We start from the raw sequence: 26,597 nt of genomic DNA, 5'->3' as shown, positions 1-26,597 counted from the left end.
GTGCAAGAGATTTTGAATATCGCCGCCTACAAGTTCGTGGGCATCAACGACAGCCCCGTGCTGCGTGAGACCCTGCGCGAGCGCGCGCAGGCCCTGGGCCTGATGGGCACGATCCTGCTGGCGCCCGAAGGTATCAACCTGTTTCTGGCGGGGACGGCGCAGGCCATCCACGCCTTCCTGGCCGACCTGCGCGGCGACGCGCGCTTTGCCGACCTCGAAACCAAGGAAAGCTGGTCGGCCACGCAGCCTTTCCGGCGCATGCTGGTGAAGCTCAAGCGCGAGATCATCCGCATGGACCACCCCGCGATCCAGCCCGCCGCCGGCCGCGCGCCCGGCGTGGACGCGCCCACGCTCAAGCGCTGGCTCGACCAGGGCCACGACGACGAAGGCCGCGAGATCGTGATGCTGGACACGCGCAACGACTTCGAGGTCGACGAAGGCACCTTCGACGGCGCGGTCGACTGGCGCATCACCAAGTTCACCGAATTCCCGCCCGCGTTGAAGGCGCACCGCGCCGACTTCGAGGGCAAGACGGTGGTGAGCTTCTGCACCGGCGGCATCCGCTGCGAGAAGGCCGCCATCCTCATGCGCGAGGAAGGCGTGGAGCACGTGCTGCAGCTCGAAGGCGGCATCCTCAAGTACTTCGAGGATGTCGGCGGCGCGCACTACCACGGCGACTGCTTCGTGTTCGACGGCCGCCGGGCCCTGGCGCCCGACCTCAGCGCGCGCGCCTCCGACGCCAGCGCCCGGGCCTCGGAAGACCCGGACATCGGCATCAAGCAATAGGCAAGAGCTTCAGACCGGCGTGGTGCCCGTGTCGGGCTCGCGCACGCCGAAGGGCTTGCCCGGCAGCGGAATGAACTCGGTCTCGCCGGGCACGTGGCCCATGCGCTGCGCGGCCCAGTCGGCGCCGGCCTCGAGGATGCGTTCGCGCCGGCTCGAGACGAAATTCCAGGTGATGTAGCGCGGGCCGTCGAGCGGCTCGCCGCCGATCACCATCAGGCGCACGGCGGCGTCGGCAGTGAACACCGCGCCCTGCCCGTCGGGCAGCACCGCCATCGTGTGGGCGGGCGCCGGCTCGCCATTCACGTTCGCATCGCCGTCGACCATGTAGACCGCCAGTTCGGGCGCCAGCGCAGGCAGCTCGAAACGCCCGCCAGCCGGCAGCGCGATGTCCAGGTAGACCGTCTGCGCCAGCGTCTTCACCGGCGAGCGCACGCCGAAGGCCTCGCCCACCAGCACGCGCACGGGCACGCCCTGCACCGTCAGCTCGGGAATGGCGTCGGCCGGCGTGTGCTCGAAGCTGGGTTCGACCTCTTCATGGGCCTGCGGCAGCGCGGCCCACAGCTGCAGGCCGTGGTTCACGAAAGTGTCGGCCAAGAGGCGCTCGGGCTTGCGCTCGGAGTGCACGATGCCGCGCCCCGCAGTCATCCAGTTGATGGCGCCGGGCTGGATCTCCTGCACGCTGCCGAGGCTGTCGCGGTGCATCATCGCGCCCTCGAACAGGTAGGTGACCGTCGACAGGCCGATGTGCGGGTGCGGCCGCACGTCGTGCGCGTTGCCGGGCTGTTCGGTGGCCGGGCCGAAGTGGTCGAAGAACACGAAGGGCCCGACCGAGCGGCGCTGCGCCGCCGGCAGCACGCGCCGCACGTTGAAGCCACCACCCAGGTCCTTGTCGTGGGGCCGCAGCAATTGGATTTCGGGGATGGTGTCGGTCATCGTGGTGTCCTTGTGGGCGAAGTTCGGTGGGGCGTTATGCGCGTGATCTTGCCACTGCACCCACGCGCTCGCCGAAGGCGCGCGCGGTTTCCAGGTCGCCCTTGGGCATCTCGGCCGGGCTCGCGTCCGAAGGCGATTGCGTGAGCAGGCCGCCGTAGCCGCCGACGTAATTCATCGCGTCGCGCGTGGCCGCCTTGTTGTTGGTCGGCAGGATGCCCATGCTGACCCAGATGCCGCTGTGCTGCATGGCCAGCGTCCACAGGTAGGTCATGGTCGTGACCTTGTCGCCGTTCATCGTGGCGCTGTTGGTGAAGCCGGCGAAGAGCTTGTCTTTCCAGCCTTGCGTGTACCAGACCTTGGACGACGCATCGGCGAATTTCTTGAACTGCCAGCTCACGCCGCCCATGTAGGTCGGCGAGCCGAAGATGATCGCGTCGGCCGCGGCCAGCGTCTCCCAGCCATCGGCGGGCAGGTTGCCGTCGGCGTCGATGGCGAGCAGCTGCGCGCCCGCCCCGTCGGCCACGGCCTGGGCCACGCGCTGGGTGTGGCCGTAGCCGGAATGGAAGACAACGACGATGTTTGCCATGAAACGGATTTCCTCAAAGAAGCGATGAAGTCAGCAGGCCGCGCCCACGAGGTGTGCGCGGCCTGGGGTGAAGCGAGCTTACTTTTTATCGATGCTGAAGCGACCGGCGCCGAAGGCGGCGAAAGCCAGCAGGCCGCCTGCGATGGCGATGTTCTTGAAGAACATCAGCTGGTTCACGAAGGCCTTGTCGGCGGGCATGGCCCAGTAGTTGTGGAACATCACGGCCGCAGCCACGGTGAAGATCGCCAGCACGATCGCCGACACGCGCGTCTTGAAGCCGACCAGCAGCAGCAGGCCGAGCCCCAGCTCCACAACAATCGCGATCACCGCCGCGACCTGCGGCAGCGGTGCGCCCACCGAGGAGATGTACCCCACGGTGCCGGCGAAGCCCATGAGCTTGCCGAAGCCGGCGGGCACGAACAGCGCTGCAAGCAGCACGCGGCCGATGAGTGCCAGGGTGTCCTGGGCAGCGTTGGGGGCGGTGGTTGTGGTGGTAATGGCCATGGTGGAACTCCTCGTTGGTTGTTGAAGCGAAAGGAACAAAAAAAAGAAAAAAGACGCCGTCTCAGGCCGTCAGGTCGAACACCAGCACTTCGGCATCCTTGCCGGCGCCGAGCGTGAGTTGCGCTTCGCCTTCGAGCATCGCGGCGTCGCCGCCCACGAGCTTCTGGCCGTTGACTTCGAGCTCGCCGCGCACCAGGTGCACGTAGCTCTTGCGTTGCGGGTCGAGCGTCAGGCTCGCGGTCTCGTCGCCATCGAACAGGCCTGCGAACAGGCGTGCATCGGCGTTCACCGTCACCGAGCCGTCGTGGCCGTCGGGCGAGGCCACCAGGCGCAGGGTGCCGCGCTTTTCGGCGTCGCTGAACTGCTTCTGCTCGTAGCCGGGGGCAATGCCGCGTTCCTTGGGCTCGATCCAGATCTGCAGGAAGTGCGTGGTCTGGTCGGCCTTGTGGTTGAACTCGCTGTGCATCACGCCACGGCCGGCGCTCATGCGCTGCACGTCGCCCGGCGGAATGGATTCGATGTTGCCCATGCTGTCCTTGTGCGCGAGTTCGCCCGAGAGCACGTAGCTGATGATCTCCATGTCCCGGTGGCCGTGGGTGCCGAAGCCGGCGCCCGCCGCCACGCGGTCTTCGTTGATCACCCGCAGGTTGCCGAAGCCCATGTAGGCCGGATCGTAGTACCCGGCGAAGGAAAAGCTGTGGAACGAGCGCAGCCAGCCATGGTCGGCATAACCGCGCTCCTGGGATTTACGCACTTGCAACATATCGAACTCCTTGCTGCCCCACCCGGTTCGGGCGCCGGGGCTTTCGTCGTGGGCCGCGCCGGATGCGCAGCGGATGAGAAGAATTCTGGACCTCCATCCCCCTCTGAAAGACGCCCGGTTTTGATGGCATCATTCAAATTATTTGAACGATGGAGCCCGCCCCATGACGAGCGCCCGAGACGTCCTCACCCCCGACGCGCTGGCCATGCTGCAGACGGTGGCCACCACCGGCAGCTTCGCCGCCGCCGCGCGCGCGCTCGGCCTGGTGCCCAGCGCGCTGAGCTACCGCGTGCGCCAGATCGAGGACGCCCTGGACGTGCTGCTGTTCGACCGCAGCGCGCGCCAGGCCCGCATCACCGAGGCCGGCGCCGAACTGCTGCGCGAGGCCGCACGCCTGCTCGGCGAGATCGACGCCGTGGCCAACCGCGTGAAGCGCGTGGCCACCGGCTGGGAGCCGATGCTGACCATCGCGGTCGACAGCGTGATCGCGCGCGACCCGCTGCTCGACCTGTGCACCGCCTTCTTCGCGCTCGAGCCGCCCACGCGCCTGAAGCTGCGTGACGAAACCCTGCTCGGCACCATCGAGGCACTGACCAGCGGCGAGGCCGACCTGGCGATCGGCGCGGTGCTCGATGCCGCGAGCCTGGCCTTCACCGCCACCGGCATCCGCAGCCGGCCGATCGGCGAACTGCGTTTCGTGTTCGCGGTGGCGCCGCACCATCCGCTCGCGCGCCTGCCGCAGCCGCTGAGCGACGCGGTGCTGCGCCAGCACCGCGCGGTGGCCGCGGCCGACTCGGTGCGCAGCGGGCCGAGCATGACCGTGAACCTCGTCGGCGGACAGGACGTGCTCACCGTGCCCAGCATGCAGGCCAAGATCGCCGCGCAGTTGCACGGCCTGGGCGGCGGCTTCTTGCCCGAGCCGATGGCGCGGCCCTACATCGAGGCCGGCCACCTTGTCGAACTGCAGACCGAACGCCAGCCGCCGCTGGGCACCATGCACTGCGCGTGGCGCGTGCGCAGCGCGGGCAAGCCGGGGCGCGCGCTCGAATGGTGGCTCGCGCAGTTCGAGCACGAGGGCACGCGCAAGGCGCTGCTCGAACGGCACCGCGGCCGCTGAACGCCGCGCGGTGCGCGGCTGCATAAGGGTCGCCCCCAGCCCGGGGACGCGCGCAGACCGAGGTAGAGTGTGCACGGCCTCCTCAGTCATCACCCTGTCAAAAGAAAAGAGTCCGCCATGCCCAAAGCCAAAGCCCGCGCCACCGCCGACCGCCACCGAACTCCCGCCGCCGCCCGCCACTTCGCCGTGATCGGAGCCGGCATTGCCGGCGTGGCCTGTGCCCGCACACTGATGCAGGCCGGGCACCGTGTCACGGTGTTCGAACGCGAGGCCACGCCGGGCGGGCGGATGGCGAGCATCGACACCGCCTTCGGCCGCTTCGACAGCGGCGCGCAGTACTTCACCGTGCGCGATCCGCGCTTTGCACAGGTGCTGGCCACCACGCCCGCGCTGTGCCGCCCCTGGAGCGCCAACCTCGTGCGCGTGCTCGACGCCCACGGCCGCGTGGCCGAGGCGGCGCTGCCCTCGCTGGAGCCGCACTGGGTCGCCCAGCCCGGCATGGACGCGCTTGTGGCCCACTGGGCCGCGCCGCTGGGCGAACACCTCGTCACCGGCACCCAGGTCACCCGCATCGAGCCCGACGCGCTCGACGCCACCCGTTGGCAGCTGCGCACCGCCGGCGCGGACGATTCGCAGCACGTGTACTCCGGCTTCGACGCCGTGCTGCTGGCGGTGCCGCCTGCACGCACCCGCGAGCTGCTGGCTGGCGGCGACCGCTCGGCCACGCTGAGCCGCAAGATCGAACCCGTGCGCATCGCGCCCTGCTGGACGCTGATGATCGCCTTCCCCCAGGCCAACCAGGCCAACATGTCGCACCTCGGCCCGCAGTGGAACGTGGCGCGCAGCACCCACCACCGCGTGGCGTGGCTGGCGCGCGAATCGTCCAAGCCCGGCCGCGAGCGCGTCGAACGCTGGACCCTGCAGGCCAGCGCCAAATGGTCGGAAGAACACCTGCGCGACACACCTGCGCGCATCGAGGCCAAGCTGCTGCGCGCCTTCTCGGAAATCACCGGCATCCACGCCACGCCCAGCCACGCCAAGGCGCGCTGCTGGCCCGAGGCGCAGACGCAGGTGCCCGTGGGCCAGACCCACCTGTGGGACGCCAAGGCCCGCATCGGCATCGCCGGTGACTGGTGCATCGGCCACCGCGTGGAAGATGGTTTCGTTTCGGGCCTGTCGCTGGCCCTGGCCGTTCTCTAAGTCCTTCAAGAAAGGATGCGGGCCACCGGCCGCTTCGCCCCTTCGCCCACCGGCCCGCTGCACGCCGGCTCGCTGGTGGCCGCGCTCGCGAGCTGGCTCGACGTGCGTGCGCGCGGCGACAGTGCGCGCTGGCTGGTCCGCATCGAGGACGCCGACACCGAGCGCTGCCTGCCCGGCATGGGCGAGCACATCCTGCGCCAGCTCGCCGACTGCGCACTGCGCCCCGACGAACCGCCCGAGTGGCAGACGCAGCGCACCGCGCACTACGAGGCGGCGCTGGCCGCACTGCAGGCGCGCGGCCTCACCTACCCCTGCGGCTGCTCGCGCAAGGACATCGACCTGGCCCTGGCCCGGCTCGGCCATGCGCACGAACGCCACGGCGAGCGCGTCTACCCCGGCACCTGCCGCGACGGCCTGCATGGCAAGCCCGCGCGCGCCTGGCGCTTTGCCGCGCACCGCATGCCGGCCGGCGACCTGCACTGGCACGACCGCCGCCTCGGCCCGCAGCAGCAGGACGTGCAACGCGAGGTCGGCGACTTCGTGCTGCGCCGCGCCGACGGCCCCTGGGCCTACCAGCTGGCCGTGGTGGTCGACGACGCCGAACAGGGCGTGACCGACGTGGTGCGCGGCGAGGACCTGGCCGACAACACGGCGCGCCAGATCCTGCTGCAGCAGGCGCTCGGCCTGCCCACGCCGAGCTACCTGCACACGCCGCTGGTGCGCGGCGCCGACGGCGACAAGCTCTCCAAGCAGAACGGCGCCACGGCCATCGACACCGCCACGCCGCAGGCCGCGCTGGCCGCGCTCGACACCGCCGCGCGCGCCCTCGGCCTGCGCCCCACGGCCGCCGGCCACTGCACCGCCGCCCTGGCCGGCTGGGTGCCCGAATGGCGCGATCTCTACAATTCGCGGCCCTCATGAACATTCCCGACACCGTGTCCAACGACCTCCCGCCCGGCGACGACCTGCCCGCATCCCCCGAAGACGACGCCACCGACGGCAAGCCGCACCCGCTGCACCGCCGCCTCAAGAGCTTCGTGAAGCGCGCCGGCCGCACCACCGACGGCCAGGCCCGCGCCTTCGCCGAGCTGGGCCCGCTGTTCCTCGTGCCCTACACGCCCGAACGGCTCGACCTCACGGCGGCCTTCGGCGGCCGCGTGGGCCCGACGGTGCTGGAGATCGGCTTCGGCATGGGCGAGGCCACGGCCCACATCGCCACGGTACTGCCCGAGACCAACTTCCTGTGCTGCGAGGTGCACGAGCCCGGCGTGGGCGCGCTGCTCAAGCGCATCGGCGAGCAGTCGATCTCGAACATCCGCATCTGCGCGCACGACGCGGTCGACGTGATCGACCACATGCTGCAGCCCGGCACATTGGCCGGCGTGCATGTGTTCTTTCCCGACCCGTGGCACAAGAAGCGCCACAACAAGCGCCGCCTGATCCAGCCCGAGTTCGTGACCAAGCTGGCGCAGCACCTGCGCCCCGGCGGCTACATCCACTGCGCCACCGACTGGCAGCCCTACGCCGAGCAGATGCTCGAAGTGCTGGGCGCCGAGCCACTGCTGCACAACACCGCGCCGGACACCGGCTACGCGCCCAAGCCGGCGTACCGCCCGCTCACCAAGTTCGAGAACCGCGGCCTCAAGCTGGGCCACGGCGTGTGGGACCTGGTGTTCGAAAAACGCGCCTGAGCGCGCGTCACCGTCCCCCGCTCACTCGACGAGCTTGAAGCGGAACGGCAGCCGCATGCGGGCGCGCACCGCACGCCCGTCCGCCGTGCGCGCCGGGTCGAAGTGCCATCCCTTGAGCGAATCGGTCGCCGCCTGCGACAGCAGCGGGTGCGGCGAGCGTTCGACGCGGATGTCTTCGGGCTTGCCGTCCACGCCGACGAAGAAGGCCGTGACCACCAGGCCCTCGATGCCCTCTTCCACCAGCGCGGACGGGTAGCTGGGATAGCGGCGCTGGCGGATCACCGGCTCCGTCACGACCGCGTCCGCCGCGGCCCGCGGATCGGCGCGCGGCGCCGCCATGAGGGTCGGCCCCGGCGGCAATGCCATCGGCGGCCCCGCCAGTGGCAGCGGTGGCGGCTCGATCGTCGATGGCGGCGGCAGGGGCGGCGGCTCGATCATCGGTTGCGGCGGCTGCGGCGCAGCCACGGGCACGAAGACCTCCGGCGCGGGCAGCGCCTTTTCCACCACCTTCGATGGGGGCGACACGACGCACCCGGCGAGCGCCACACACACCCCTCCCAAAACCCAGGACGTATTCAAGTTCATCAGGGCAATTCTGGAGCACCCGCGCCTTCCGCCCTGGCCTCGAAATTGCTACACTTTTTTACTATTGTTAGCAAAAGGTAGCCAATGAACGCGTCTCGCAGGACATGGCTGGGAAAAGCCTCCGCAATGCTGCTTCTGGGAAGCGGCCTCGGCATCACCCGTCCCTTGCTGGCACAGACGCCACGCCCGGCCGCCGCCGGGGCCCGCGTCGTCCTGCTCGGCCAGTCGGTGCCGCTCACCGGCAGCGCCAACGAGATCGGCAACGCCTTCGCGGCCGGCAGCCGGCTCGCCGTGAGCGACTTCAACACGCGCAACGCCGCCACCGGCCTGCAGCTGAAGCTACTGCAGCTCGACGACGGCTACGACGCCGCACGCGCCACCACCAACGCCCGCACCCTGCTGGGCGCGAACAAGGCCGACATGCTGTTCGGCTTTGTCGGCACCGCCAGCAGCGAGGCCGGCGCCAAAGTCGCCACGCAGCAGGGCAGCCTGCTGTTCGCGCCCTTCGCCGCCTCCGACACGCTGCGCGGCCCCGAGCATCCGAACGTGTTCCATGTGCGCCCCGGCATGATCGACGAGGCCCTCAAGATCGTGCGCCAGTGCGCCACCGTGGGGCAACAGCGCATTGCGCTGGTGGGCGACGACGACGCCATGGGCCGCGCCGGCCTGGCCGCCGTGCAGCAGGCCGTCACCGAACTCAAGCTGCCGCCGCTGGTCGCCAGCGCGCTGGTGCCCGCGGGCGCCGACAAGCTCGACGCCGCATTGAAGACCGTGCAGCAGCAGACGCCCCAGGCCATCGTGCTGGTGTCGCTCTCGGGCACCACGGCCAGCGCCATCCGCAAGCTGCGCAAGAGCGGCTACACGGGCAACTTCATGGCCTTCTCGATCGTCGGCATCGACCCGCTCTACGCCGAGCTGGGCAAGGACATCGGCGGCATCGTGATCTCGCAGGTGGTGCCCTCGCCGCGCCCCTCGGCCATTCCGATCGTCAAGGAGTACCTCGCGGCGGTCGACAACTCCGACCAGACCGCGTCGTACGAAGGGCTCGAGGGCTTCATCGCCGCCAAGGCCGCGGGCGAGGCGGTGCGCCGCGCGGGCCGCGGCTTCAACACCGTCACCCTGCAGCGCACGATGACGGCGATGACCGACTACGACGTGGGCGGCTTCCGCATCAACCTGCGCCCCGGCCTGCGCGACAACGTGCGCAGCATCGACCTCATCAGCATCTCGGCCGACGGCAGGGTTCTGCGCTGACGCGCCTCACACGGCGCTGTCGCGCAGCAGCTCGGTGAAGCGCTGCTGCACGTACAGCGCCGTCGCGCCGAGCGGGCGTCCCTGCAGCCACAGCATGCGCACCGACAGCCGAGGCAAGGCCAGCGACGGGCACGGCACTTCCTTCAGCGCCTTGCTGAAGCCCTCGTAGCGCGCGATGTTGATGGGCAGCACGGCCCAGCCCAGGTTGTCGGCCACCATCTCGGCCGTGCTGTAGAAGCTGTCGGAGCGCCACACGCGCGGGCTGTAGGCCACCTCATGCACGTCGTCCGCGTGCATCAGCAACTGGCGTTGCCGCGCCAGGTCCTGGCGCCGCACCGTGCGGCCGTCGGCCAGCGGGTGGTCGCTGGCCACGAACACGCCCTGGCGCACGCTGCCGATGTGGCGCTGGTCGAAGCTGGCGCGCACCGGGCCGCGGTCGAAATGAAAAGCCACGCTGGCGCGCTCCTGCTCGACGTAGTCGGCCACCTCGGTCGCGGTGCCGTTGAGCAGCGTGAGTTCGAGGCTCGGAAACTTCACCGACAGCTCGCGCATCAGCGTGCCGATGGCGGTGTACGGCAGGGCTTCGTCCAGCGCCAGCGACAGCGCGGCCTCGTCGCCTTCGTGCAGCGAGCGGGCGCGCTGGTCGAGCTGCTCGGCCTGCCGCAGCAACTCGCGCGCCTCCAGCAGCAACACCCGGCCCGCGTCGGACAGCTGCGCGTTGCGGCGCGAGCGGTCGAACAGCGCCACGCCGAGGTCGACTTCAAGCAGCCCGATGGCGGTGCTCACGGCCGACTGGGCCTTGCCCAGGTGGCGCGCCGCGGCCGAAAACGAGCCGCACTCGGCGGTCGTCACGAACTGGCGCAATTGGTCGACGGTCCATTCCATTTCGGCCACCTACTCATCTATTTATCAGATTGATTTCATCTTTATTCATTCATTTTAATGGCGCAACATGGCACCATGACGAATGCAAACAACAAGACGACACCGGCGTTCGAACTGAGCTGGTGCAGCGATCCTTCCCAGGCGCAGGCGTTGACCGCCCTGTTCCTGCAGCAACTTTCCCCCTTCTACATCTCCCACTCGGAACTGCAGGAGCAGCGCGCCGTGGCCCTCGGCGAATGGCGCGCCGACCTGCCCGCCACCTTCGAGACCCAACTGCGCGAAACGCTCGCGCTCGACCCGACCACCGCCCACGCGCGCGTGGCCGTCGCACGAGCCGACGGTGCCCTGGCCGGCTTCGCACTGGTCTCCATCGACGACACCGGCCGCGCCGCCCGCAGCTTCGCGACGCTCGACGACCTCGTCGTCGATGCGCGCTTCCAGGGCCTGGGCCTGGGCGGTCGGCTCTTCGACTGGGTCTGCGCCGAACTGCAGCGCCACGGCATCCAGCGCCTCTTTCTCGAAAGCGGTATCGGCAACGCCCGCGCGCACGACTTCTTCCACGCACGCGGCTGCACGACGGTGTCCGTGACGATGCTCAAGGAACTGGACGGCACCACCGCACAGCCGCACGACCGGAGGGCCACGCCATGAACGGCTTGAACCCCACCGCCAAGAAATGGATCACGCTCGGCATCGTCTCGATGGCGCTGCTGCTGATCGTGGTCGACATGACCGTGCTCTACACGGCGCTGCCCACGCTCACGCACGACCTGGCCGCGTCGGCCACCGAGAAGCTCTGGATCCTCAACGCGTACACCGTGGTCGTCTCCGGCTTCCTGCTGGGCATGGGCGCGCTGGGCGACCGCGTGGGCTACCGGCGCATGTTCGTCGCGGGTCTTTCCGTGTTCGGCGTGGCCTCGCTGTGCGCGGCCTACGCGCCGAACCCGGCCGTCCTCATTGCCGCGCGGGCCCTCTTGGGCGTGGGCGCGTCGATGATGATGCCGGCCACGCTGGCGATCCTGCGGCTGGTGTTCACCGACGAGCGCGAGCGCGCCGTGGCCATCGGCGTGTGGGCCTCGGTGGCCTCGGGCGGTGCGGCGCTCGGGCCGGTCGTGGGCGGCGTGCTGCTCGAGTACTTCTGGTGGGGTTCTGTGTTCCTCATCAACGTGCCCGTGGTGGTGCTCGCGCTGGTGCTGGCCCTGTGGCTGCTGCCGACGCAGAAGAACACCGGCACGCGCCCGTGGGACTTCATCGGCTCGGTGCAGGTGCTGGCGGGGCTGGTCTTCCTCGTGCTGACCATCAAGGAACTCACGAAGTTCGCGCCCTCGGCCACAACGGCCGCCATCACCGGCGCACTCGCCGCGATGGCCATGGCCCTCTTCGTGCGGCGCCAGCGACGCAGCAGCGCACCGCTGATCGACTTCCGCCTGTTCCGCAACGCCTACTTCTCGGGCGGCGTGATCGCGGCCATCGTGGCCTCGGTGGCGCTGATCGGTGTCGAGCTGGTGTTCAGCCAGCGGCTGCAGCTCGTGGTCGGCCTCACGCCGCTGCAGGCGGGTCTCACCCTGCTGCCGCTGCCGCTGGCCGCCTTCGTGGCGGGGCCGCTCGCGGGCCTGCTGCTGGCACGCGTCGGCTCGCGCCCCGTCATCCTGGGCGGCCTCGTGACCACGGCGCTCGCGCTGTGCGCGCTGGCACTGGCGGTCGATGCCGCGGGCCTGCTCAAGCCGGCGATCCTAGTGCTGCTGGGGCTGGGCGTGGGCGCGACCATCACGGCGGCGTCCAACGCGGTCATGAACAACGCGCCCGTCGAACACGCCGGCATGGCGGCGTCGATCGAAGAGGTGTCGTACGAACTCGGCGGCGTACTGGGCATCGCGCTGCTGGGCAGCGTGCTCTCGGCGAGCTACACCGCCGCGCTGGTGATTCCCGACGGCCTGGCCGTGCCGGCCTCGGCCGGCGACAGCATCGATGCCGCGCTGCTGGCCGCAGAAACGCTGCCCGCGCCCATCGCCTCGCAGCTCGTGGCGCTCGCGCACACGGCCTTCGACCAGGCCTTCTTCTCGGTGATGGGCGTCGCCGTGGCGATCGTCATCGCAGCGGCCTGCGCCGTGGCGTTCCTCGGCTGGCGGGCCCGCCCGACAGCTGCGCAGCGCACCGAGCGCTGCGCGTAGCCTGCCTCAGGCGGCGCTCGCGGCTTCGTCGATGAGCGCCGCCACGGCCTGCGGCTGCGAGGCCAGCGAGGCGTGGCTGGCCGCCAGCGTGATGACCTTCTTCGCGCCCAGGCGCGCCGACATGCGCTCCTGGTTCACCGGCGAGATCATGCGGTCCTCGCTCGAGATCTGGTACCACGACGGCTTCTTCTTCCAGGCCGGCGCCGTGATGGTGTCGCCGAAGGTGCTGGCCAGCGGCGCCTTCTGCGTCAGGCCCATCACCAGGCCTTCCTCGGCGCTCAGGTCCTGGCAGAAGCTCTCGTGGTACTTCTCGGGGATCACCCACAAATAGCCGTCGCTGTCGGGCGCGAGGTTGGGCACGGCCACCGGCGGATGTTCCTGCGTGATGCCGCCGGGGCTTTCGCCCGCGTCGGGCGCAAAGGCGGCGATGTAGACCAGCCCGACCACGTTGGGCATGTCGCCGGCCTGCGTGATCACCGCGCCGCCGTACGAGTGCCCGACCAGCAGCACCGGCCCTTGCACCTGCGCCACCATTTTTCGTGTGCGCTCGGCGTCGTCGGCCAGCGAGGTCAGCGGCAGCTCGACCGCGCGGATGGCCGTGTGGCCCTTGCGCAGCAGCTCCACGATGACGTTGTGCCAGTGCGCCGCACCACCCCAGAAACCATGGACCAGGACGACCGTCGGTTTGTTGTTGCTCATGATTCGCCACCTTCCAGTGAAGAAATAAGACACCGGGCCGCCGGAATGACGGGCCGGGAAAGTCTTATACGCCTGCGCCCTGCCCTCGCTGTGACAAGACCCTCAGCCGGTGCGCACCAGCCCCTGCAGTGCGTCGAGCGAGCGCAGGTCGATGCGCCCGTAGCCCAGCGACACCACGCCCTCGGTGGCCAGCGCGTTGAGCTCCTTGGACAGCGTCTGGCGCGTCACGCCGAGCATCATGGCCAGCGCCTCCTGCGACAGCATGAGCTCGTGCCGCAGGTGCACCGACTGCGTGGCGTCGCCGCGCGCCAGCACCAGCAGCCGGTGCGCCACGCGCGCGCGCAGGCTGCGCAAGGTCGCGTCTTCGGCCAGGCCGTAGAGCATGCGCACGCGCGCGGCCAGCATGGCGGCGATGGCGTTGGAAAACACCACATCGCGCATCTGCCGCACGAAGGCCTCGGGCGGCACCACCAGCAGGTCGAGCGCTTCGAGCGCGGTGGCGTCGTGCGTGCGCGGCGAGCCGTCGATGAGCGTGATCTCGCCGAACCAGTTGCCCGGCTCCAGCACCGCCAGGATGGCCTCGCGCCCGTCCTGGCGCAGCGACGAGATCTTGATCGTGCCCGCCACCAGCCCGTAGAAGCCGCCGCCCGCTGCATGGATCGGGTCGCCCTGGCGGAACACCATGGTGCCGCGCCGCACATGCAGCAGCTCGGCCGCGCCCAGCAGCGCGTCGCGCTGCGCGCGCGGCATGCTGGTGAACCAGGGGTTGCCGTCGAGCGCGGCGCGGTGCGCGGCCGACAGGCGCGGCTTGGTCGAGGTGGCCATAGAGGGGAAAAAGGCGCCTGAGGCGGGTTTACCAGAACCTCGCATTGTCAAATTCTTGACAGTTGAAGGTCAAGCGCAGGTCTACAGTGGCCGCCATCCCCCAAGAACGGAGACCCCACACGATGAACGCACGGGCAAGTTTCAAGCGCATGCAGGACAGCACGCGCGAAGACTGGCAACTGATCGGCGGCGAGTTCATGCAGTTCGCGGGCGGCCTGCCCGCACGCGTGATCAAGCACCTGCAGATCCTCGAAGGCGACTACGGCGGCTTTCCGGTCGACCGCTACACGCACTCGCTGCAGACCGCCACGCGCGCGCTGCGCGACGGCCGCGACGAGGAGTACGTGGTGTGCGCGCTGCTGCACGACATCGGCGACACGCTGGGCAGCTTCAACCACCCCGACATCGCCGCCGCCATCCTCAAGCCCTTCGTGAGCGAGGCCAACCACTGGATGGTGCAGAACCACGGCATCTTCCAGGGCCACTACTTCTTCCACCACATCGGGCTGGACCGCGACATGCGCGACAGCTTCAAGGACCACCCGCACTACGAGCGCACGGCCGAGTTCTGTGCGCTCTACGACAACCCGGCCTTCGACCCCAAGGCCGAGACCCTGCCCATCAGCGAGTTCGAGCCCATGCTGCGCCGCCTGATGGCGCAGCCCAAGCAGAGCGTCTACAAGACGGTGCTGCAAGAGCCCGCCGCCGCCTGATCACGACAAAGGACACCTCATATGAACGCCACCTCCGCCTCCGAAATCCAGAAGCTCGTCTCCGCCGAAGAATGGCAGCTGCGCGTCGACCTCGCCGCCTGCTACCGCCTGGTGGCGCTGTACGGCTGGAGCGACCTCGTCTTCACGCACATCAGCGCGCGCGTGCCCGGCCCCGAGCACCACTTCCTGATCAACCCCTACGGCCTGATGTTCGACGAGATCACGGCCTCGAGCCTGGTCAAGGTCGACCAGCAGTGCAACAAGATCATCGACTCGCCCTACCCCGTGAACCCGGCCGGCTTCGTGATCCACAGCGCCGTGCATGCCGCGCGCGAAGACATCCAGTGCGTGCTGCACACCCACACCCGCGCCGGCATCGCCGTGAGCGCGCAGAAGAACGGCGTGCTGCCCATCAGCCAGCAGTCGACCTTCGTGCTGGCCTCGCTGGCGTACCACGACTACGAGGGCGTGGCCTTCCGCGACGACGAGAAGCCGCGCCTGCAGGCCGACATGGGCCATGCCAACTTCCTCATGCTGCGCAACCACGGCCTGCTGACCTGCGGCAAGACCATTGCCGACGCCTTCCTTTCGATGTACACCTTCGAGAACACCTGCCAGATCCAGATCGCCGCGCAGGCCGGCGGCGGTGAACTCACGCACGTGGACCCGCGGATCATCGACGGCGTGGGCCAGGCCATGAAGGTGCAAAGCGGCGGCCTGGGCGGCATGTTCGTCTGGCCTTCGCTGATCCGCAAACTCGACCGCATCGACGACAGCTACAAACAATAAGACAGACGTCGATCCCGGTTTCCACGGCTGCCAGCGCCCGCGCGACGGGTGCCGGCAGCCATTTTTTTACGCAGAAGAACCCAAGAGGAGACACCACCGCATGGACACCACGCTCATCGTGACCCGGTTCCTGTTCGGCGCGCTCGCGCTCGTGATGTTCGGGCTGGGGCTGTCGCTCTCGCTCGAGGACTTCCGGCGCCTGTTCAAGCACCCGAAGGCCGTGACCATCGCGCTCGTGCTGCAGGTCATCGGCCTGCCGCTGGCCTGCTACGCGATCATCGTGGGCTTCGGCCTGTCGCCGGTGTTCGCCATCGGGCTCATGCTGCTGGCGGCCTCGCCGGGCGGCATCTCGGCCAACCTGTTCTCGCACCTGTTCGGCGGCAACGTGGCAATGAACATCTCGCTCACGGCCGTGAACACGCTGCTGTCGATCGTCACGCTGCCGCTCATCGCCAACTGGGCCATCGGCCATTTCGCGCAAAGCGGCCAGGTGGTGCCGCTGCAGACGCGCAAGCTGGTCGAGGTGATCGCCATCGTGCTGGTGCCGGTGGCCATCGGCATGGTCGTGGCGTCGCGAAAGCCCGGCTTCGCGGCGCGCATGGAAAAGCCGACCAAGATCTTCAGCGCCGTGGTGCTCGCGGTGGTCACGGTGCTGGCCATCGCCAACGAGTGGAAGAACATCACCACCACCTTCGCCGAGATCGGCGTGCCAGTGCTGCTGTTCAACCTCGTGAGCCTGCTGGCCGGCTACTACCTGAGCCGCGCCGCCGGCCTCGACAAACCGCTGGCCACCGCCATCAGCTACGAGATCGGCATCCACAACTCCACGCTGGCCATCTTCATCGCGGTGAGCGTGCTGGGGAGCTTTCCGCTCGCGCTGCCGGCCGCCATCTACTCGGTGGTGATGTACATCACCGCCCCACTGTTCGGATGGCTGTTGCTTCGGCGCGGCCAGCCCGCTGCCGTGCCTGCGCCATGATGCGCGGATGGAACTGAGACAACTGCGCTACTTCGTCAAGGTCTGCGAGCTGCGCAGCATGGGCCGCGCGGCCGTGGAGCTGGGGGTGGTCACCTCGGCGCTGAGCCAGCAGATCAGCCGGCTCGAAAGCGAACTCTCGACCCGGCTGCTGCGCCGCCACTCGACCGGCGTCATGCCCACCGATGCCGGCCTGGCCTTCCTGCACCAGGCGCAGCTCACCTTGCGCCACGCCGACGACGCCGTGCGCGCGGCGCAGCAGGCGCGGCTGTCGGGCCATGTGAGCGTGGGCCTGGCGCCCACCACCGCCACCGTGTTGGGCGTGCCGCTCATGCAGGCCATGCAGGCGCGCTACCCCGAGGTGCGGCTGCACATGGTCGAGGCGCTGTCGGGCCACCTCACGACCATGCTGCACGCGCGCCAGCTCGACCTGGCCGTGCTGTTCCAGACCGACACGCCACGGCGCTGGAGCGTGTCGCCGCTGCTGGCCGAAAAGCTCTTCGTGATTGCCTCGCCCACCCTCACGCCGCGCCCCACGGGCAAGAAGGTGCGCCTGTCGCAGCTGGCCGAGGTGCCGCTGATCCTGCCCAGCGGCAGCCACGGCCTGCGCGCCACGCTGATGGCCGCCTTTGCACGGGCGCGCGTGGCGCCGCGCATCGTGGCCGAGGTCGACGGCCTGGCGCTGCTGATGGACGCGGTGCGCGCCGGCCACGGCGCCACCATCCAGCCCGGCGCCGCCACCGCGCGGCACGACCGCGACGACCTCGCGCTCACGCAGATTTCGGACGCGCACGTGGGGCGCCGCAACCTGCTCGTGAGCCTGTCGGACGACGAGCTCTCGCCCGCCGCGCTGGCCGCACGCGTGGTGGTCGCCGAAACGGCGCGCGCGCTGGTCAGCGAAGGCCGCTGGGCGGGTGCAAGTCTTCTCGAAAGCTGAACACCTGTTGCCTCGATCGGTCTTTCGCGTGAAGGCCGCGCTGCCTAAAGTCTCCTGCATTCCAAGGAGACCCACGAGTGATAGACGTACTGGTTGTCGGTGGCGGCAATGCCGCGCTGTGCGCCGCGCTGATGGCGCGCGAAGCCGGCGCTTCGGTGCTGCTGCTGGAAGCCTCGCCCAAGGAGTGGCGTGGCGGCAATTCGCAGCACACCCGCAACCTGCGCTGCATGCACGACGCGCCGCAGGACGTGCTGGTCGAGGCCTACCCTGAAGAGGAGTACTGGCAAGACCTGCTGAAGGTGACCGGCGGTCTCACCGACGAGCACCTCGCCCGCCTCGTGATCCGCGCCTCGTCGAATTGCCGCGACTGGATGCACCGCCACGGCGTGCGCTTCCAGCCGCCGCTGTCGGGTGCGCTGCATGTGGCGCGCACCAACGCCTTCTTCATGGGCGGCGGCAAGGCGCTCGTCAACGCCTACTACCGCAGCGCCGAAGCGCTCGGCGTGCAGATCCGCTACGACACGCCCGTGGCCTCGGTCGAGCTCGACGGCGAGCGCTTCGTGGCCGTGCGCACCGAGGCCGGCGAGCGCATCGCGGCCAGGAGCTGCGTGCTCGCCTCGGGCGGCTTCGAATCGAACCGCGAATGGCTGCGCGAGGCGTGGGGCCGCAACGAACGCGGCGAATGGCCGGCCGACAACTTCCTCATCCGCGGCACGCGCTTCAACCAGGGCGTGCTGCTCAGGCACATGATCGACGCGGGCGCCGACAGCATCGGCGACCCGTCGCAGGGCCACATGGTCGCCATCGACGCGCGCGCGCCGCTGTACGACGGCGGCATCTGCACGCGCATCGACTGCGTGTCGCTCGGTGTGGTGGTCAACCGCGAGGCGCAGCGCTTCTACGACGAGGGCGAAGACTTCTGGCCCAAGCGCTATGCGATCTGGGGCCGGCTCGTGGCGCAGCAGCCGGGGCAGATCGCCTGGTCGGTCATCGACCAGCAGGCGGTCGGGCGCTTCATGCCGCCGGTGTTTCCCGGCACGCAGGCCAACACGCTCGGCGAACTCGCGCAGAAGATCGGCCTGGACGAAGCCACCTTCGTGCGCACCGTGCAGGACTACAACGCCGCCTGCCGCGTCGGCCGCTTCGATCACACGGCGCTGGACGACTGCCACACCGAAGGCCTCGCGCCCGCCAAGACGCACTGGGCGCGCCCCATCGACACGGCGCCCTTCCATGCGTATCCGCTGCGCCCCGGCATCACCTTCACGTACCTGGGTTTGAAGGTGGACGAGACCGCGGCCGTGCGCTTCGGCGGCCGACCCAGCCCCAACCTCTTCGTGGCCGGCGAAATGATGGCCGGCAACGTGCTGGGCCAGGGCTACACGGCCGGCGTGGGCATGAGCATCGGCACGGCCTTCGGGCGCATCGCCGGCACTCAGGCAGCGAAGGCCGCCAAGAACATTTCGAAGAATTCCCCGGAGACCGCCCTTGCAGCAGCTCACTGACCTCGTCGCACGCGCCCGTGCGGACGCCGATGGCATCGGCAGCAACCCGTCGCCATCGCAGCGCGTCATCCCGATCCAGCCCGCCCTGCCGCTGACTGCTTCCGAGGGCGAGGTCGCGCGCATCCTGCAGATCTGCAACGCCTGCCGCTACTGCGAAGGTTTCTGCGCGGTGTTTCCCGCCATGACGCGCCGGCTCGAATTCAGCAAGGCCGACACGCACTACCTCGCCAACCTGTGCCACAACTGCGGCGCCTGCCTGCATGCCTGCCAGTACGCGCCGCCGCACGAGTTCGCCGTGAACGTGCCGCAGGCGATGGCGCAGGTGCGCCTGCAGACCTACCACGACTACGCCTGGCCGCCCGCGATGGGCGCGCTCTACAAGCGGGCCGGGCTCACCGTCGCATTGGCGCTGGCGGGTGGATTGGCGATGTTCCTCGTGCTGGCCGTGGCGATGTCGGGTTCGCTCCTGCACGAACCGCTCGCGGGCAACTTCTACGCGATCTTTCCGCACAACTTCCTCGCGCTGGTGTTCGGCGCGGTGTTCCTGTTCGTGATGTTCGCGCTGGCGATGGGCACGCGCCGCTTCTGGCGCGAGGTCTCGCCCGCGAACGATCCCGGTAACGCCCCCGACCTGCCGGGCGCGCGCCGCGCAGCGAGCGCCGAAGCCGCGCACGACGCGCTGCGCCTGAAGTATCTCGATGGCGGCCATGGCGAAGGCTGCAACAACGCCGACGACCGCTTCACGCTCTGGCGCCGGCGCTTCCATCACTTCACCTTCTACGGCTTCATGCTGTGCTTCGCCTCCACCTGCGTGGCAACGCTGTACCACTACCTGCTCGGCCTGCACGCGCCCTACGCGCTCACGAGCCTGCCGGTGCTGCTGGGCACCACGGGCGGCATCGGCCTCGTGATCGGCCCCGTCGGCCTGTTGTGGGTCAACCTGCGGCGCCACGCCGCGCACGGCGACGTGGCGCAGCGGCCGATGGACCGCGGCTTCATCGCGCTGCTGTTGCTCACGAGCCTCACGGGCCTGGCCCTGCTCGCGTGGCGCGACACGCGCTTCATGGCGCTGCTGCTGGCGGTTCACCTGGGCGTGGTGATGGCGCTCTTTCTCACGCTGCCCTACGGCAAGTTCGCGCACGGCATCTTCCGCTGCGCGGCGCTGCTGAAGTTCGCGATCGAGAAGCGACTGCCCAGCCGGTTGCGACTGGGCGCGGACTGACCGGCGTGGCCTGAAGGGGCCGGGGTCGGACAAGGCCCTACGCCCAGGGCGGAAACCCGCTGGCCGGGGCTGGCGGGGGTTGTCTGCAGAATAGGCGGCCATGCATGTTCGAAAAGCCGCCGTTCTCGCCCTCGTCCTGTCCGCCCTCTCCCTCCCCGCCATCGCGGCGTCCGTTCCGAAAAACCTCCAGCCCTCCGACGCCGCCGAAGCCCGCATCGAATCGCTGATCGCGCGCATGACGCCGCAGGAAAAGGCCGGCCAGCTCAGCCTCTACGGCCCGGCCGACATCAACATCCCGAACAACCCGCAGGCCGGCTGGCGCAATGGGCAGCAGGAGACGGAGGACGTGCGCAACGGGCGCCTCACGGGCCTGTTCAACAACGCCGGCCTCGAAGGCAAGCGGCGGCTGCAGCAGGTGGCGGTGCGCGAATCGCGGCTGGGCATTCCGCTGATCTTCGGCGCCGATGTGATCCACGGCTTTCGCACCATCTTTCCGATGCCGCTGGCCGAGGCCTCGAGCTGGGAGCCCGCGCTGGCCGAGCGCACGGCGCGCGCGGCGGCGGTCGAGGCCACGGCCGACGGCTTTCGCTGGACCTTCGCGCCGATGGTCGACATCGCGCGCGACGCGCGCTGGGGCCGCGGCCTCGAAGGCGTGGGCGAAGACCCGTACCTGGCGCGCCAGTTCGCGGCGGCGCGCGTGCGCGGCTTCCAGGGCAGCAGCCTCGCGAACGCCGACTCGATGCTGGCCACGCCCAAGCACTTCGCGGCCTACGGCGCGGCCGAGGGCGGGCTCGACTACAACACGAGCGAAATCTCCGAGCGCACGCTGCGCGAGGTCTACCTGCCGCCGTTTCGCGCGGCGCTCGATGCGGGCGCGCTGTCGGTCATGAGCGCCTTCAACGAGATCGGCGGCGTGCCCTCGACCGCCAACCCCGCGCTGCTCACCGGCGTGCTGCGCGACGAGTGGAAGTTCAAGGGCTTCGTGGTGTCCGACTACACGGCCGACGAGGAGCTCATCGAGCACGGCCACGCCGCCAACGGCCGCGAGGCCGCCAAGCTGGCCTTCATGGCCGGCACCGACGTGAGCATGCAAAGCGGCCTGTACATCCGCCACCTGCCCGACCTCGTGGCCTCGGGCGAGGTGCCGATGGCGCGGCTCGACGAGGCCGTGCGGCGCGTGCTGCGGGTCAAGCTCAAGCTCGGCCTCTTCGACGACCCGATGCGCGGCCTCGACGGCCCGCCGGCCGCGCAGCGCGTGGAGAACCCCGAGTTCATCACACTGGCCCGCGAGAGCGCGCGCCGCTCCATCGTGATGCTGAAGAACGAAGGCCAGCTGCTGCCGCTCGCGAAAACCGGCCCGCAGAAGATCGCGCTGATCGGCCCCTTCGCCGAGGGCACGAAGGACCTGATGGGCTCCTGGAGCCTGTTCCCGGGCCAGTCTGCGCCCGTGGGTATCGATGAAGGCCTGCACGCTGCGCTGGGCACCGAGGCCTCGCGATTGACCGTCACGCGCGGTGCGAACGTCGAATCGCCGCTGCCCGGCGGCATCGAGGCCGCCGTGGCCGCCGCGCGCGAGGCCGACGTGGTGGTGCTGGCCATCGGCGAGAGCCAGAAGATGTCGGGCGAGTCGCGCTCGCGCAGCGACATCGGCCTGCCGCAGGCCCAGCAGGACCTGGCCGAAGCCGTGGCCGCCACGGGCAAGCCGGTGGTCGTGCTGCTGAGCAACGGCCGCGCGATGGCGCTCAAGGGGGCCGTGCGCGATGCGCGCGCGATCCTCGTGACGTGGTTCCTCGGCGTGCAGACCGGCCACGCGATCGCCGACGTGGTGTTCGGCGACGCCAACCCCTCGGGCCGCCTGCCCGTGAGCTTTCCGCAGACTGCTGGCCAGGTGCCCTACTACTACGCCCACAAGCGCACCGGCCGCCCCTCGCCCGAAAGCGCGCCGGGCACGGCCTTCAAGACCCGCTACCTGGACGCGACGAACGAGGCGTTGTACCCGTTCGGTTTCGGCATCGGCTATGCGCCGGTGCGCTATGACCAGGTCGAGCTGAGCACGGACCGCCTCGCCATGGGCAAGACCTTGCGCGTGCGCGCGACCGTCACCAACACGGGGACGCGCGAGGCGGAAGAAGTGGTGCAGCTGTATCTGGCGCAGCGCGCCGCGAGCGTGACGCGGCCGGTGCGCGAGCTGAAGAATTTCCGAAAGGTGCGGATTGCGCCGGGGGCGTCGGAGGTGGTCGAGTTCGCTGTCGGCAATGACGACCTGCAGTTTCTGGGGCGGGACATGAAGCCTGTGATCGAGCCGGGCGAGTTCGACTTGTGGGTCGCGCCTTCTGCGGCTGGCGGGATTCAGAAGCGCTTCGTGTTGACGCGGGAGTGAGTTTTTTTCAGGGCACGTGCACAGGCCACCGGGTACTTCCCTCCGCGAATGTCCCCCGGGCTTCGCCCTCCTCCTTGATTTCGCTGCGGGAAGCGCCCAGTGTCCTGCGCACGGGAAGCGGCGGTGGTGTGCTGGCCAATCAACGACCGCACTGATGACGATCACGTCGATGGGGTGCCTTGCGCAGCGAAATCAAGGAGGAGCCCGAAGGGCGGGGGACATTCGCGGAGCAAGGTACCCCGTCGGCGGGATCGTCGCCCTGAACAAGCTCAGTCGAACACCCCTGTGAACGCCACTCGGCTCACCACGCCCGAACTGCTCGCACCCACCCCAAGCGTCACGCTGTAGCGCCCATCCTGCGAGGTGCGACGGATCGATCCACCCATCGCGCTTTCGCTGCGGAAGTTGCCCAGCCCCACGGCGTAGCTGATCTTCCCCGGCACGACAGGCGCAGCTTCCATCGCGGCGACACCTGCAATACCGGCATAGGCACGCCGCGCGTTCTCGTCCATCTGGCTTTGCAGTCGCGCAGCAGTGAAGTCGGTGTAGGCCTTGCCCAGCGGCAGGCCCTGCGCGGCGACGGTGTCGGTGTACGCGTTGGCCGCGCTCACGCCCTGCTGCACCATGCCTTGCACCTGGCCCACGTTGGTCGCGTCGTCGGGCGCGCTGCCGGGCGCCACGCCGGTGAGCTGGCGATTGCCGAGCGCCACTTCGCCGGTCGACGACTGCAGCACGCTCATGCCCACGGCCACGTAGTTCGACTGCGCGCCGCGCGTGGTCGTGCTGCCCGCGCCGAGCGCCACGCTGTTGGCGTGAGAAGCCGATGCGTTGCTTCCGAGGGCAATGGCGTTGTCGGCGCTCGCGCGCGCGGCGCTGCCCAGCGAGATCGCCTGGTTCGCGTTGACGTACACGCCGGCGTCGGCACCGATCGCGATGTTGCCGCTGCCCATCACGTTCTGGCCCGCGCCGCTGCCCTGCGCGATGTTGTGGCTGCCCACCACGCCCTGGCCGGCCGCCGTGCCGAGCGCCAGGTTCTGGTTGCCCTGCACGCCGCCGCCCGCGGCCTGGCCCATGGCCACGTTGTTGCTGCCCGCCACCTGCGCGCCGGCCATCTGGCCCGAGGCCTGGTTGCCCGAGCCGGTGACGCCGCTGCCCGCGCCCTGCCCCGTGGCCAGGTTGTTGCTGCCGGTCACGTTGCGGCCCGCGTCGCCGCCGTAGGCCTGGTTGGCGTTGCCGGTCACGTTGCGCCCGGCGTTGCTGCCGTAGGCCTCGTTGCCGTTGCCCTTCACGTCGGTGCCGGCCCAGAAGCCGACGGCGTTGTTGTAGTCGCCGGTCACGTTCTGGCCCGCGCTGCGGCCCATCGACTGGTTCCAGCCGCCGACCACGTTGGTGCCCGCGTAGTAGCCGATGGCCTGGTTGGCGTTCTTGCCCGACACGCCGGTGCCGGCACCCTCGCCGATGGCCAGGTTCCAGTTGGTGCTGACGTTGTTGCCCGCGCCCTTGCCGAAGGCCAGGTCGTTGCTGCCCGTGACACCGGTCGTGCCGGCCTTGTCGCCGATGCCCAGGTTGCCCTTGGCCGGGTCCCAGGTGATCGGCTGGGCCGAGGCGATGCCCATGCCGGCCGCCGAGCCGAGGGCCACGGCCAGCCCGAGCAGGGTCTTGCTGCGCGTTCTGTTCTTGAACTTCATGACGATCAGGCCTTCAGGTGCAGGGCCATGGCCGGATCGCTCACGCCGGGCTTGCCGGTCTCGACGCGGCCCGCGAAGCGGCGCTCGAAATGCTCTGCCGTGACGGTGAAGTCGTACCAATGGCCGCTCTTGTCCAGGCTCCAGTGCAGCATGCCGGTGGCGCCCGGCGCGACCTCGAGCGTCCAGGGGCCGTCGTTGCGGTACGCGTTGGCCGTCACCGTGACCTTGCCCGCCGCCTTGCCCGTGTTGTGCACCTTCAGGTAGACCTGCCCGTCGACCGGCTCGTAGCAGACCTGCACCTCGGGCTTGAAGCCGGCGGTGTCGAAGGCCAGTGCGTCGCCCTGGAAGCTGCGCACGTAGCCGTTGGTGCTGTAGACCCACAGGTCGTACTTGCCGCTGTCGCTGGCGCCGGTGTTCCAGTAGTCGGCCAGCTGCTTGCCGGCCTCGACGGTGTAGCGGCGCGGGATGCGGTCCAGGTGCAGCTTGTCGTACACATGGAACACGGCGCCCTGCGTGCCGGAGTTTGCGAACACCAGCTGCACGAGGCCGCGCGGCTCGACGCGCGCGCTGGTGTGCAGCTCGTAAGGCAGCGCGCGCGAGAAGCGCGTGCCGGTCTCCTGGTACAGCGGCTGCGGCGTGGCGGGGGCGTTTCTCACGGGAGCCGTGGGCAGCAGCCGCTGCGCCGCATTGATCGCGGGGAAGTTGCTCGTGTCGGGCAGCTTGGGAACGACCGAATCGTTCGGGCTCACGAAGTCGAAGCAGGTCGTGAGGTCGCCGCACACGGCGCGGTGCCACGGGCTGATCGCGTCCACCGTGATGTCGAAGCGCTTCTCGAGGAAGCGGCCCACCGAGGTGTGGTCGAACACCTGCGAGTTGACCCAGCCGCCCTTGCTCCACGGCGACACCACGTACATCGGCACGCGCGAGCTCAGGCCCCAGGGGCGGATCTTGCCGGTGGTCGTGTTGTCGGCCGCGGCCAGGTAGCTGCCCACCGAGGCGTCGAAGTACTCGCCCTCCAGCGGCACGGTCGACTTGCCCATGAGCGTGCCGTTGGCGTCGTACGAGGGCACGGCCGGCATGGCCAGGTGGTCGAAGAAACCGTCGTTCTCGTCGAAGGTCACGAACAGCGCGGTCTTGCTCCAAACGGCCGGGTTGGACGTGAGCGCGTCCAGCACGTCGGCGATGAAGTCGGCCGCGCCGGCCGTGCCTTCGCTGCTGCCGGGGTGCTCGGCCAGCGCTTGCGTGGGCAGCACCCACGAGACGTCCGGCAATTTTCCCGTCATCACGTCCTGCTTGAGCTGGGCCAGGAAGTTGGTGGCGCCGTCGGCCGTGTCGGGGCCGCCCGTGAGGCCGTGCTCATAGATCGGCGAGCCCGGCTGCGCGGTGCGGAAGCTCTCGAAGGCCAGGCAGCCGTGCATGGCGCCCGTCCAGTTGTTGTTCATGTTCTGGTAGATGTGCCAGCTGACGCCCTTCTTCTGCAGCACGTCGGGCAGCGTGTCCCACTTGAAGGCGTTGTTGACGTACTTGTAGTTGTAGTCGCCCGTGATCGGGTCTTTCTGGCCGGAGCCGTCGGCCTCCTGCGGGCGGTTCGCCACCCAGTTGGACGGCTTGGGCCAGCAGCGCGAGTTCACGGGTTCGGAGTCGGTGTCGGTGCTGTTGATGCCCTTCTTACGCAGCTCCGGGTTGAAGTTGGAGCCCGACCAGAACACGATGCGGTTGGGGTCGGTGCCGGTGAGGATGGAGCAGTGGTAGCCGTCGCACACCGTGAAGGCATCGGCCAGCGCGAACTGGAACGGGATGTCTTCGCGCAGGTAGTAGCCCATCGTGGCCTGGTTCTTGAACTGGATCCAGCGGTCCATCTTTCCCTGGTTCCATGCGGCTTGCTGGTCGGGAAAGTTGTGCGGCGTGCCCGAGCCGATCAGCGCATTGGCAATCGTCGAGTCGCGGCGGAACGGCGGAATCTCCGCGCCGCCGGCGGGATTCGACTGGAAGTACACCGACTTGCCGTTGGCCAGCGGAATCGGAAAGCGGTCGCCGAAACCGCGCACGCCGCGCAGCGTGCCGAAGTAGTGGTCGAAGCTGCGGTTCTCCTGCATCAGGATCACGACGTGCTTGATGTCCTTGATGGTGCCGGTGTCGACCGCGGCCTCGACGGCGAGCGCCTTGCGGATCGTGGGCGGCAGCAGGGTCAGGGCCGAGGCCGCGCCGACGGCGCCGGCCGACTTGCGGAAGAAATCGCGACGGTTGGAGGGGTTCATGGGGTGTCTTTCAACGCGAGGACAAAAACAGAAGAAATGGAAGGCGTGTGGATGAAGGCGGCGCGCGGCTCAGGGCGCGCACTTCAGCGCCGGCGTCGGGCCGGGGGGCTCCGGCGTGGTGGTCGGGGGC

The 26,597-nt window shown here is 69.4% G+C and carries 25 protein-coding genes; 15 read left to right on the top strand and 10 right to left on the bottom strand.

Annotated elements, in window-relative coordinates:
• Complete coding sequence (locus AC3WQR_RS27000) at positions 1–786, top strand: sulfurtransferase (RefSeq protein ID WP_492744864.1); 786 nt, start codon at positions 1–3, stop codon at positions 784–786.
• A 9-nt stretch (positions 787–795) separates the two neighbouring features.
• Here AC3WQR_RS27000 and AC3WQR_RS26995 read toward each other — a convergent pair whose 3' ends face one another.
• From AC3WQR_RS26995 to AC3WQR_RS26980, 4 genes are all read right to left on the bottom strand, one after another.
• Positions 796–1,719 carry a pirin family protein gene (locus AC3WQR_RS26995; protein ID WP_159277194.1) on the bottom strand — a complete coding sequence of 308 codons (924 nt, stop codon included), beginning with the start codon at positions 1,717–1,719 and terminating at the stop codon, positions 796–798.
• A 34-nt stretch (positions 1,720–1,753) separates the two neighbouring features.
• Positions 1,754–2,305, bottom strand: coding sequence for a flavodoxin family protein (locus tag AC3WQR_RS26990; protein WP_095947847.1), 552 nt, complete (start codon positions 2,303–2,305; stop codon positions 1,754–1,756).
• 78 nt (positions 2,306–2,383) lie between these two features.
• Complete coding sequence (locus AC3WQR_RS26985; RefSeq protein ID WP_174254368.1) at positions 2,384–2,809, bottom strand: DoxX family protein; 426 nt, start codon at positions 2,807–2,809, stop codon at positions 2,384–2,386.
• 61 nt (positions 2,810–2,870) lie between these two features.
• Positions 2,871–3,572, bottom strand: a complete 702-nt coding sequence (locus tag AC3WQR_RS26980; protein WP_492744860.1) for a pirin family protein — start codon at positions 3,570–3,572, stop codon at positions 2,871–2,873.
• A gap of 163 nt (positions 3,573–3,735) precedes the next feature.
• On the opposite strand from AC3WQR_RS26980, the gene AC3WQR_RS26975 reads away from it, so the two are divergent.
• The 4 genes from AC3WQR_RS26975 to trmB all read left to right on the top strand — a co-directional run bounded on the left by AC3WQR_RS26975 (position 3,736) and on the right by trmB (position 7,580).
• Positions 3,736–4,689: a LysR family transcriptional regulator gene (locus tag AC3WQR_RS26975; protein WP_095947849.1), complete on the top strand. Its 954-nt coding sequence runs from the start codon at positions 3,736–3,738 to the stop codon at positions 4,687–4,689.
• Positions 4,690–4,806: 117 nt separating this feature from the next.
• Entirely contained in the window at positions 4,807–5,889 is a 1,083-nt protein-coding gene (locus AC3WQR_RS26970; RefSeq protein ID WP_070060377.1) for an NAD(P)/FAD-dependent oxidoreductase, read from the top strand.
• Between the two features lie 15 nt (positions 5,890–5,904).
• A complete protein-coding gene (gluQRS, locus tag AC3WQR_RS26965; protein ID WP_492744857.1) occupies positions 5,905–6,810 on the top strand; it encodes a tRNA glutamyl-Q(34) synthetase GluQRS in 906 nt (301 codons plus the stop codon).
• The gene (trmB, locus tag AC3WQR_RS26960; protein ID WP_487847138.1) at positions 6,807–7,580 is read left to right on the top strand and encodes a tRNA (guanosine(46)-N7)-methyltransferase TrmB; all 774 of its coding nucleotides are present in this window, start codon (positions 6,807–6,809) and stop codon (positions 7,578–7,580) included. The genes gluQRS and trmB overlap by 4 nt, the downstream gene beginning before the upstream one ends.
• A gap of 21 nt (positions 7,581–7,601) precedes the next feature.
• Here trmB and AC3WQR_RS26955 read toward each other — a convergent pair whose 3' ends face one another.
• Positions 7,602–8,105 carry an energy transducer TonB gene (locus AC3WQR_RS26955; RefSeq protein ID WP_492744855.1) on the bottom strand — a complete coding sequence of 168 codons (504 nt, stop codon included), beginning with the start codon at positions 8,103–8,105 and terminating at the stop codon, positions 7,602–7,604.
• Between the two features lie 144 nt (positions 8,106–8,249).
• On the opposite strand from AC3WQR_RS26955, the gene AC3WQR_RS26950 reads away from it, so the two are divergent.
• The gene (locus AC3WQR_RS26950) at positions 8,250–9,419 is read left to right on the top strand and encodes an ABC transporter substrate-binding protein (RefSeq protein ID WP_492744853.1); all 1,170 of its coding nucleotides are present in this window, start codon (positions 8,250–8,252) and stop codon (positions 9,417–9,419) included.
• A 6-nt stretch (positions 9,420–9,425) separates the two neighbouring features.
• Here AC3WQR_RS26950 and AC3WQR_RS26945 read toward each other — a convergent pair whose 3' ends face one another.
• The gene (locus tag AC3WQR_RS26945) at positions 9,426–10,304 is read right to left on the bottom strand and encodes a LysR family transcriptional regulator (protein WP_070060373.1); all 879 of its coding nucleotides are present in this window, start codon (positions 10,302–10,304) and stop codon (positions 9,426–9,428) included.
• A 75-nt stretch (positions 10,305–10,379) separates the two neighbouring features.
• Between AC3WQR_RS26945 and AC3WQR_RS26940 the strand changes: the two genes are divergently transcribed.
• Together AC3WQR_RS26940 and AC3WQR_RS26935 are read left to right on the top strand one after the other, a co-directional pair.
• Complete coding sequence (locus AC3WQR_RS26940) at positions 10,380–10,955, top strand: GNAT family N-acetyltransferase (RefSeq protein ID WP_492744851.1); 576 nt, start codon at positions 10,380–10,382, stop codon at positions 10,953–10,955.
• Entirely contained in the window at positions 10,952–12,475 is a 1,524-nt protein-coding gene (locus AC3WQR_RS26935; protein ID WP_492744849.1) for an MFS transporter, read from the top strand. The genes AC3WQR_RS26940 and AC3WQR_RS26935 overlap by 4 nt, the downstream gene beginning before the upstream one ends.
• 6 nt (positions 12,476–12,481) lie before the next feature.
• Here the strand turns inward: AC3WQR_RS26935 and AC3WQR_RS26930 are convergent, their stop codons facing one another.
• Both AC3WQR_RS26930 and AC3WQR_RS26925 read right to left on the bottom strand, forming a co-directional pair.
• Complete coding sequence (locus tag AC3WQR_RS26930) at positions 12,482–13,174, bottom strand: alpha/beta hydrolase (RefSeq protein WP_390344394.1); 693 nt, start codon at positions 13,172–13,174, stop codon at positions 12,482–12,484.
• A 102-nt stretch (positions 13,175–13,276) separates the two neighbouring features.
• On the bottom strand, positions 13,277–13,999 hold the full coding sequence (locus AC3WQR_RS26925; RefSeq protein WP_492744847.1) for a Crp/Fnr family transcriptional regulator: 723 nt from the start codon (positions 13,997–13,999) through the stop codon (positions 13,277–13,279).
• A 122-nt stretch (positions 14,000–14,121) separates the two neighbouring features.
• On the opposite strand from AC3WQR_RS26925, the gene AC3WQR_RS26920 reads away from it, so the two are divergent.
• The 7 genes from AC3WQR_RS26920 to AC3WQR_RS26890 all read left to right on the top strand — a co-directional run bounded on the left by AC3WQR_RS26920 (position 14,122) and on the right by AC3WQR_RS26890 (position 22,521).
• Entirely contained in the window at positions 14,122–14,712 is a 591-nt protein-coding gene (locus AC3WQR_RS26920; protein ID WP_369647291.1) for an HD domain-containing protein, read from the top strand.
• 21 nt (positions 14,713–14,733) lie between these two features.
• On the top strand, positions 14,734–15,501 hold the full coding sequence (locus AC3WQR_RS26915) for a class II aldolase/adducin family protein (RefSeq protein ID WP_070060369.1): 768 nt from the start codon (positions 14,734–14,736) through the stop codon (positions 15,499–15,501).
• A 100-nt stretch (positions 15,502–15,601) separates the two neighbouring features.
• Positions 15,602–16,480 carry a bile acid:sodium symporter family protein gene (locus AC3WQR_RS26910; RefSeq protein WP_070060368.1) on the top strand — a complete coding sequence of 293 codons (879 nt, stop codon included), beginning with the start codon at positions 15,602–15,604 and terminating at the stop codon, positions 16,478–16,480.
• A gap of 7 nt (positions 16,481–16,487) precedes the next feature.
• Positions 16,488–17,414 (top strand): LysR family transcriptional regulator, encoded by a 927-nt coding sequence (locus AC3WQR_RS26905; protein ID WP_492744844.1) that lies wholly within the window; start codon positions 16,488–16,490, stop codon positions 17,412–17,414.
• Between the two features lie 77 nt (positions 17,415–17,491).
• Complete coding sequence (gene tcuA, locus AC3WQR_RS26900) at positions 17,492–18,919, top strand: FAD-dependent tricarballylate dehydrogenase TcuA (protein WP_492744842.1); 1,428 nt, start codon at positions 17,492–17,494, stop codon at positions 18,917–18,919.
• A complete protein-coding gene (gene tcuB / locus AC3WQR_RS26895; protein WP_492744840.1) occupies positions 18,903–20,141 on the top strand; it encodes a tricarballylate utilization 4Fe-4S protein TcuB in 1,239 nt (412 codons plus the stop codon). The genes tcuA and tcuB overlap by 17 nt, the downstream gene beginning before the upstream one ends.
• Before the next feature lie 100 nt (positions 20,142–20,241).
• Positions 20,242–22,521 (top strand): glycoside hydrolase family 3 N-terminal domain-containing protein, encoded by a 2,280-nt coding sequence (locus AC3WQR_RS26890; protein WP_492744838.1) that lies wholly within the window; start codon positions 20,242–20,244, stop codon positions 22,519–22,521.
• Positions 22,522–22,790: 269 nt separating this feature from the next.
• On the opposite strand, the gene AC3WQR_RS26885 is transcribed toward AC3WQR_RS26890, so the two are convergent.
• Together AC3WQR_RS26885 and AC3WQR_RS26880 are read right to left on the bottom strand one after the other, a co-directional pair.
• Positions 22,791–24,209, bottom strand: coding sequence for a YadA family autotransporter adhesin (locus AC3WQR_RS26885; RefSeq protein ID WP_492744836.1), 1,419 nt, complete (start codon positions 24,207–24,209; stop codon positions 22,791–22,793).
• 5 nt (positions 24,210–24,214) lie between these two features.
• A complete protein-coding gene (locus AC3WQR_RS26880) occupies positions 24,215–26,467 on the bottom strand; it encodes a phosphocholine-specific phospholipase C (RefSeq protein ID WP_492744834.1) in 2,253 nt (750 codons plus the stop codon).
• Positions 26,468–26,597: the final 130 nt, after the last annotated feature.

Source organism: Variovorax sp. FW305-3-2-15-B-LB1 (assembly GCF_058787635.1).
This window is presented reverse-complemented; position numbering and strand designations above follow the sequence as displayed.

Excerpts from the sequence above, each read along its gene's own strand:
- trmB (WP_487847138.1), top strand. The coding sequence starts at position 6,807 with ATGAACATTCCCGACACCGTGTCCAACGACCTCCCGCCCGGCGACGAC.
- AC3WQR_RS26905 (WP_492744844.1), top strand. The coding sequence starts at position 16,488 with ATGGAACTGAGACAACTGCGCTACTTCGTCAAGGTCTGCGAGCTGCGC.
- AC3WQR_RS26880 (WP_492744834.1), bottom strand. The coding sequence starts at position 26,467 with ATGAACCCCTCCAACCGTCGCGATTTCTTCCGCAAGTCGGCCGGCGCC.
- gluQRS (WP_492744857.1), top strand. The coding sequence starts at position 5,905 with ATGCGGGCCACCGGCCGCTTCGCCCCTTCGCCCACCGGCCCGCTGCAC.
- AC3WQR_RS26985 (WP_174254368.1), bottom strand. The coding sequence starts at position 2,809 with ATGGCCATTACCACCACAACCACCGCCCCCAACGCTGCCCAGGACACC.
- AC3WQR_RS26890 (WP_492744838.1), top strand. The coding sequence starts at position 20,242 with ATGCATGTTCGAAAAGCCGCCGTTCTCGCCCTCGTCCTGTCCGCCCTC.
- AC3WQR_RS26885 (WP_492744836.1), bottom strand. The coding sequence starts at position 24,209 with ATGAAGTTCAAGAACAGAACGCGCAGCAAGACCCTGCTCGGGCTGGCC.
- AC3WQR_RS26945 (WP_070060373.1), bottom strand. The coding sequence starts at position 10,304 with ATGGAATGGACCGTCGACCAATTGCGCCAGTTCGTGACGACCGCCGAG.
- AC3WQR_RS26925 (WP_492744847.1), bottom strand. The coding sequence starts at position 13,999 with ATGGCCACCTCGACCAAGCCGCGCCTGTCGGCCGCGCACCGCGCCGCG.
- AC3WQR_RS26995 (WP_159277194.1), bottom strand. The coding sequence starts at position 1,719 with ATGACCGACACCATCCCCGAAATCCAATTGCTGCGGCCCCACGACAAG.
- AC3WQR_RS26920 (WP_369647291.1), top strand. The coding sequence starts at position 14,122 with ATGAACGCACGGGCAAGTTTCAAGCGCATGCAGGACAGCACGCGCGAA.
- AC3WQR_RS26975 (WP_095947849.1), top strand. The coding sequence starts at position 3,736 with ATGACGAGCGCCCGAGACGTCCTCACCCCCGACGCGCTGGCCATGCTG.
- AC3WQR_RS26940 (WP_492744851.1), top strand. The coding sequence starts at position 10,380 with ATGACGAATGCAAACAACAAGACGACACCGGCGTTCGAACTGAGCTGG.
- AC3WQR_RS26950 (WP_492744853.1), top strand. The coding sequence starts at position 8,250 with ATGAACGCGTCTCGCAGGACATGGCTGGGAAAAGCCTCCGCAATGCTG.
- AC3WQR_RS26910 (WP_070060368.1), top strand. The coding sequence starts at position 15,602 with ATGGACACCACGCTCATCGTGACCCGGTTCCTGTTCGGCGCGCTCGCG.
- AC3WQR_RS26930 (WP_390344394.1), bottom strand. The coding sequence starts at position 13,174 with ATGAGCAACAACAAACCGACGGTCGTCCTGGTCCATGGTTTCTGGGGT.
- AC3WQR_RS26970 (WP_070060377.1), top strand. The coding sequence starts at position 4,807 with ATGCCCAAAGCCAAAGCCCGCGCCACCGCCGACCGCCACCGAACTCCC.
- AC3WQR_RS26980 (WP_492744860.1), bottom strand. The coding sequence starts at position 3,572 with ATGTTGCAAGTGCGTAAATCCCAGGAGCGCGGTTATGCCGACCATGGC.
- AC3WQR_RS26915 (WP_070060369.1), top strand. The coding sequence starts at position 14,734 with ATGAACGCCACCTCCGCCTCCGAAATCCAGAAGCTCGTCTCCGCCGAA.
- AC3WQR_RS26935 (WP_492744849.1), top strand. The coding sequence starts at position 10,952 with ATGAACGGCTTGAACCCCACCGCCAAGAAATGGATCACGCTCGGCATC.
- AC3WQR_RS26990 (WP_095947847.1), bottom strand. The coding sequence starts at position 2,305 with ATGGCAAACATCGTCGTTGTCTTCCATTCCGGCTACGGCCACACCCAG.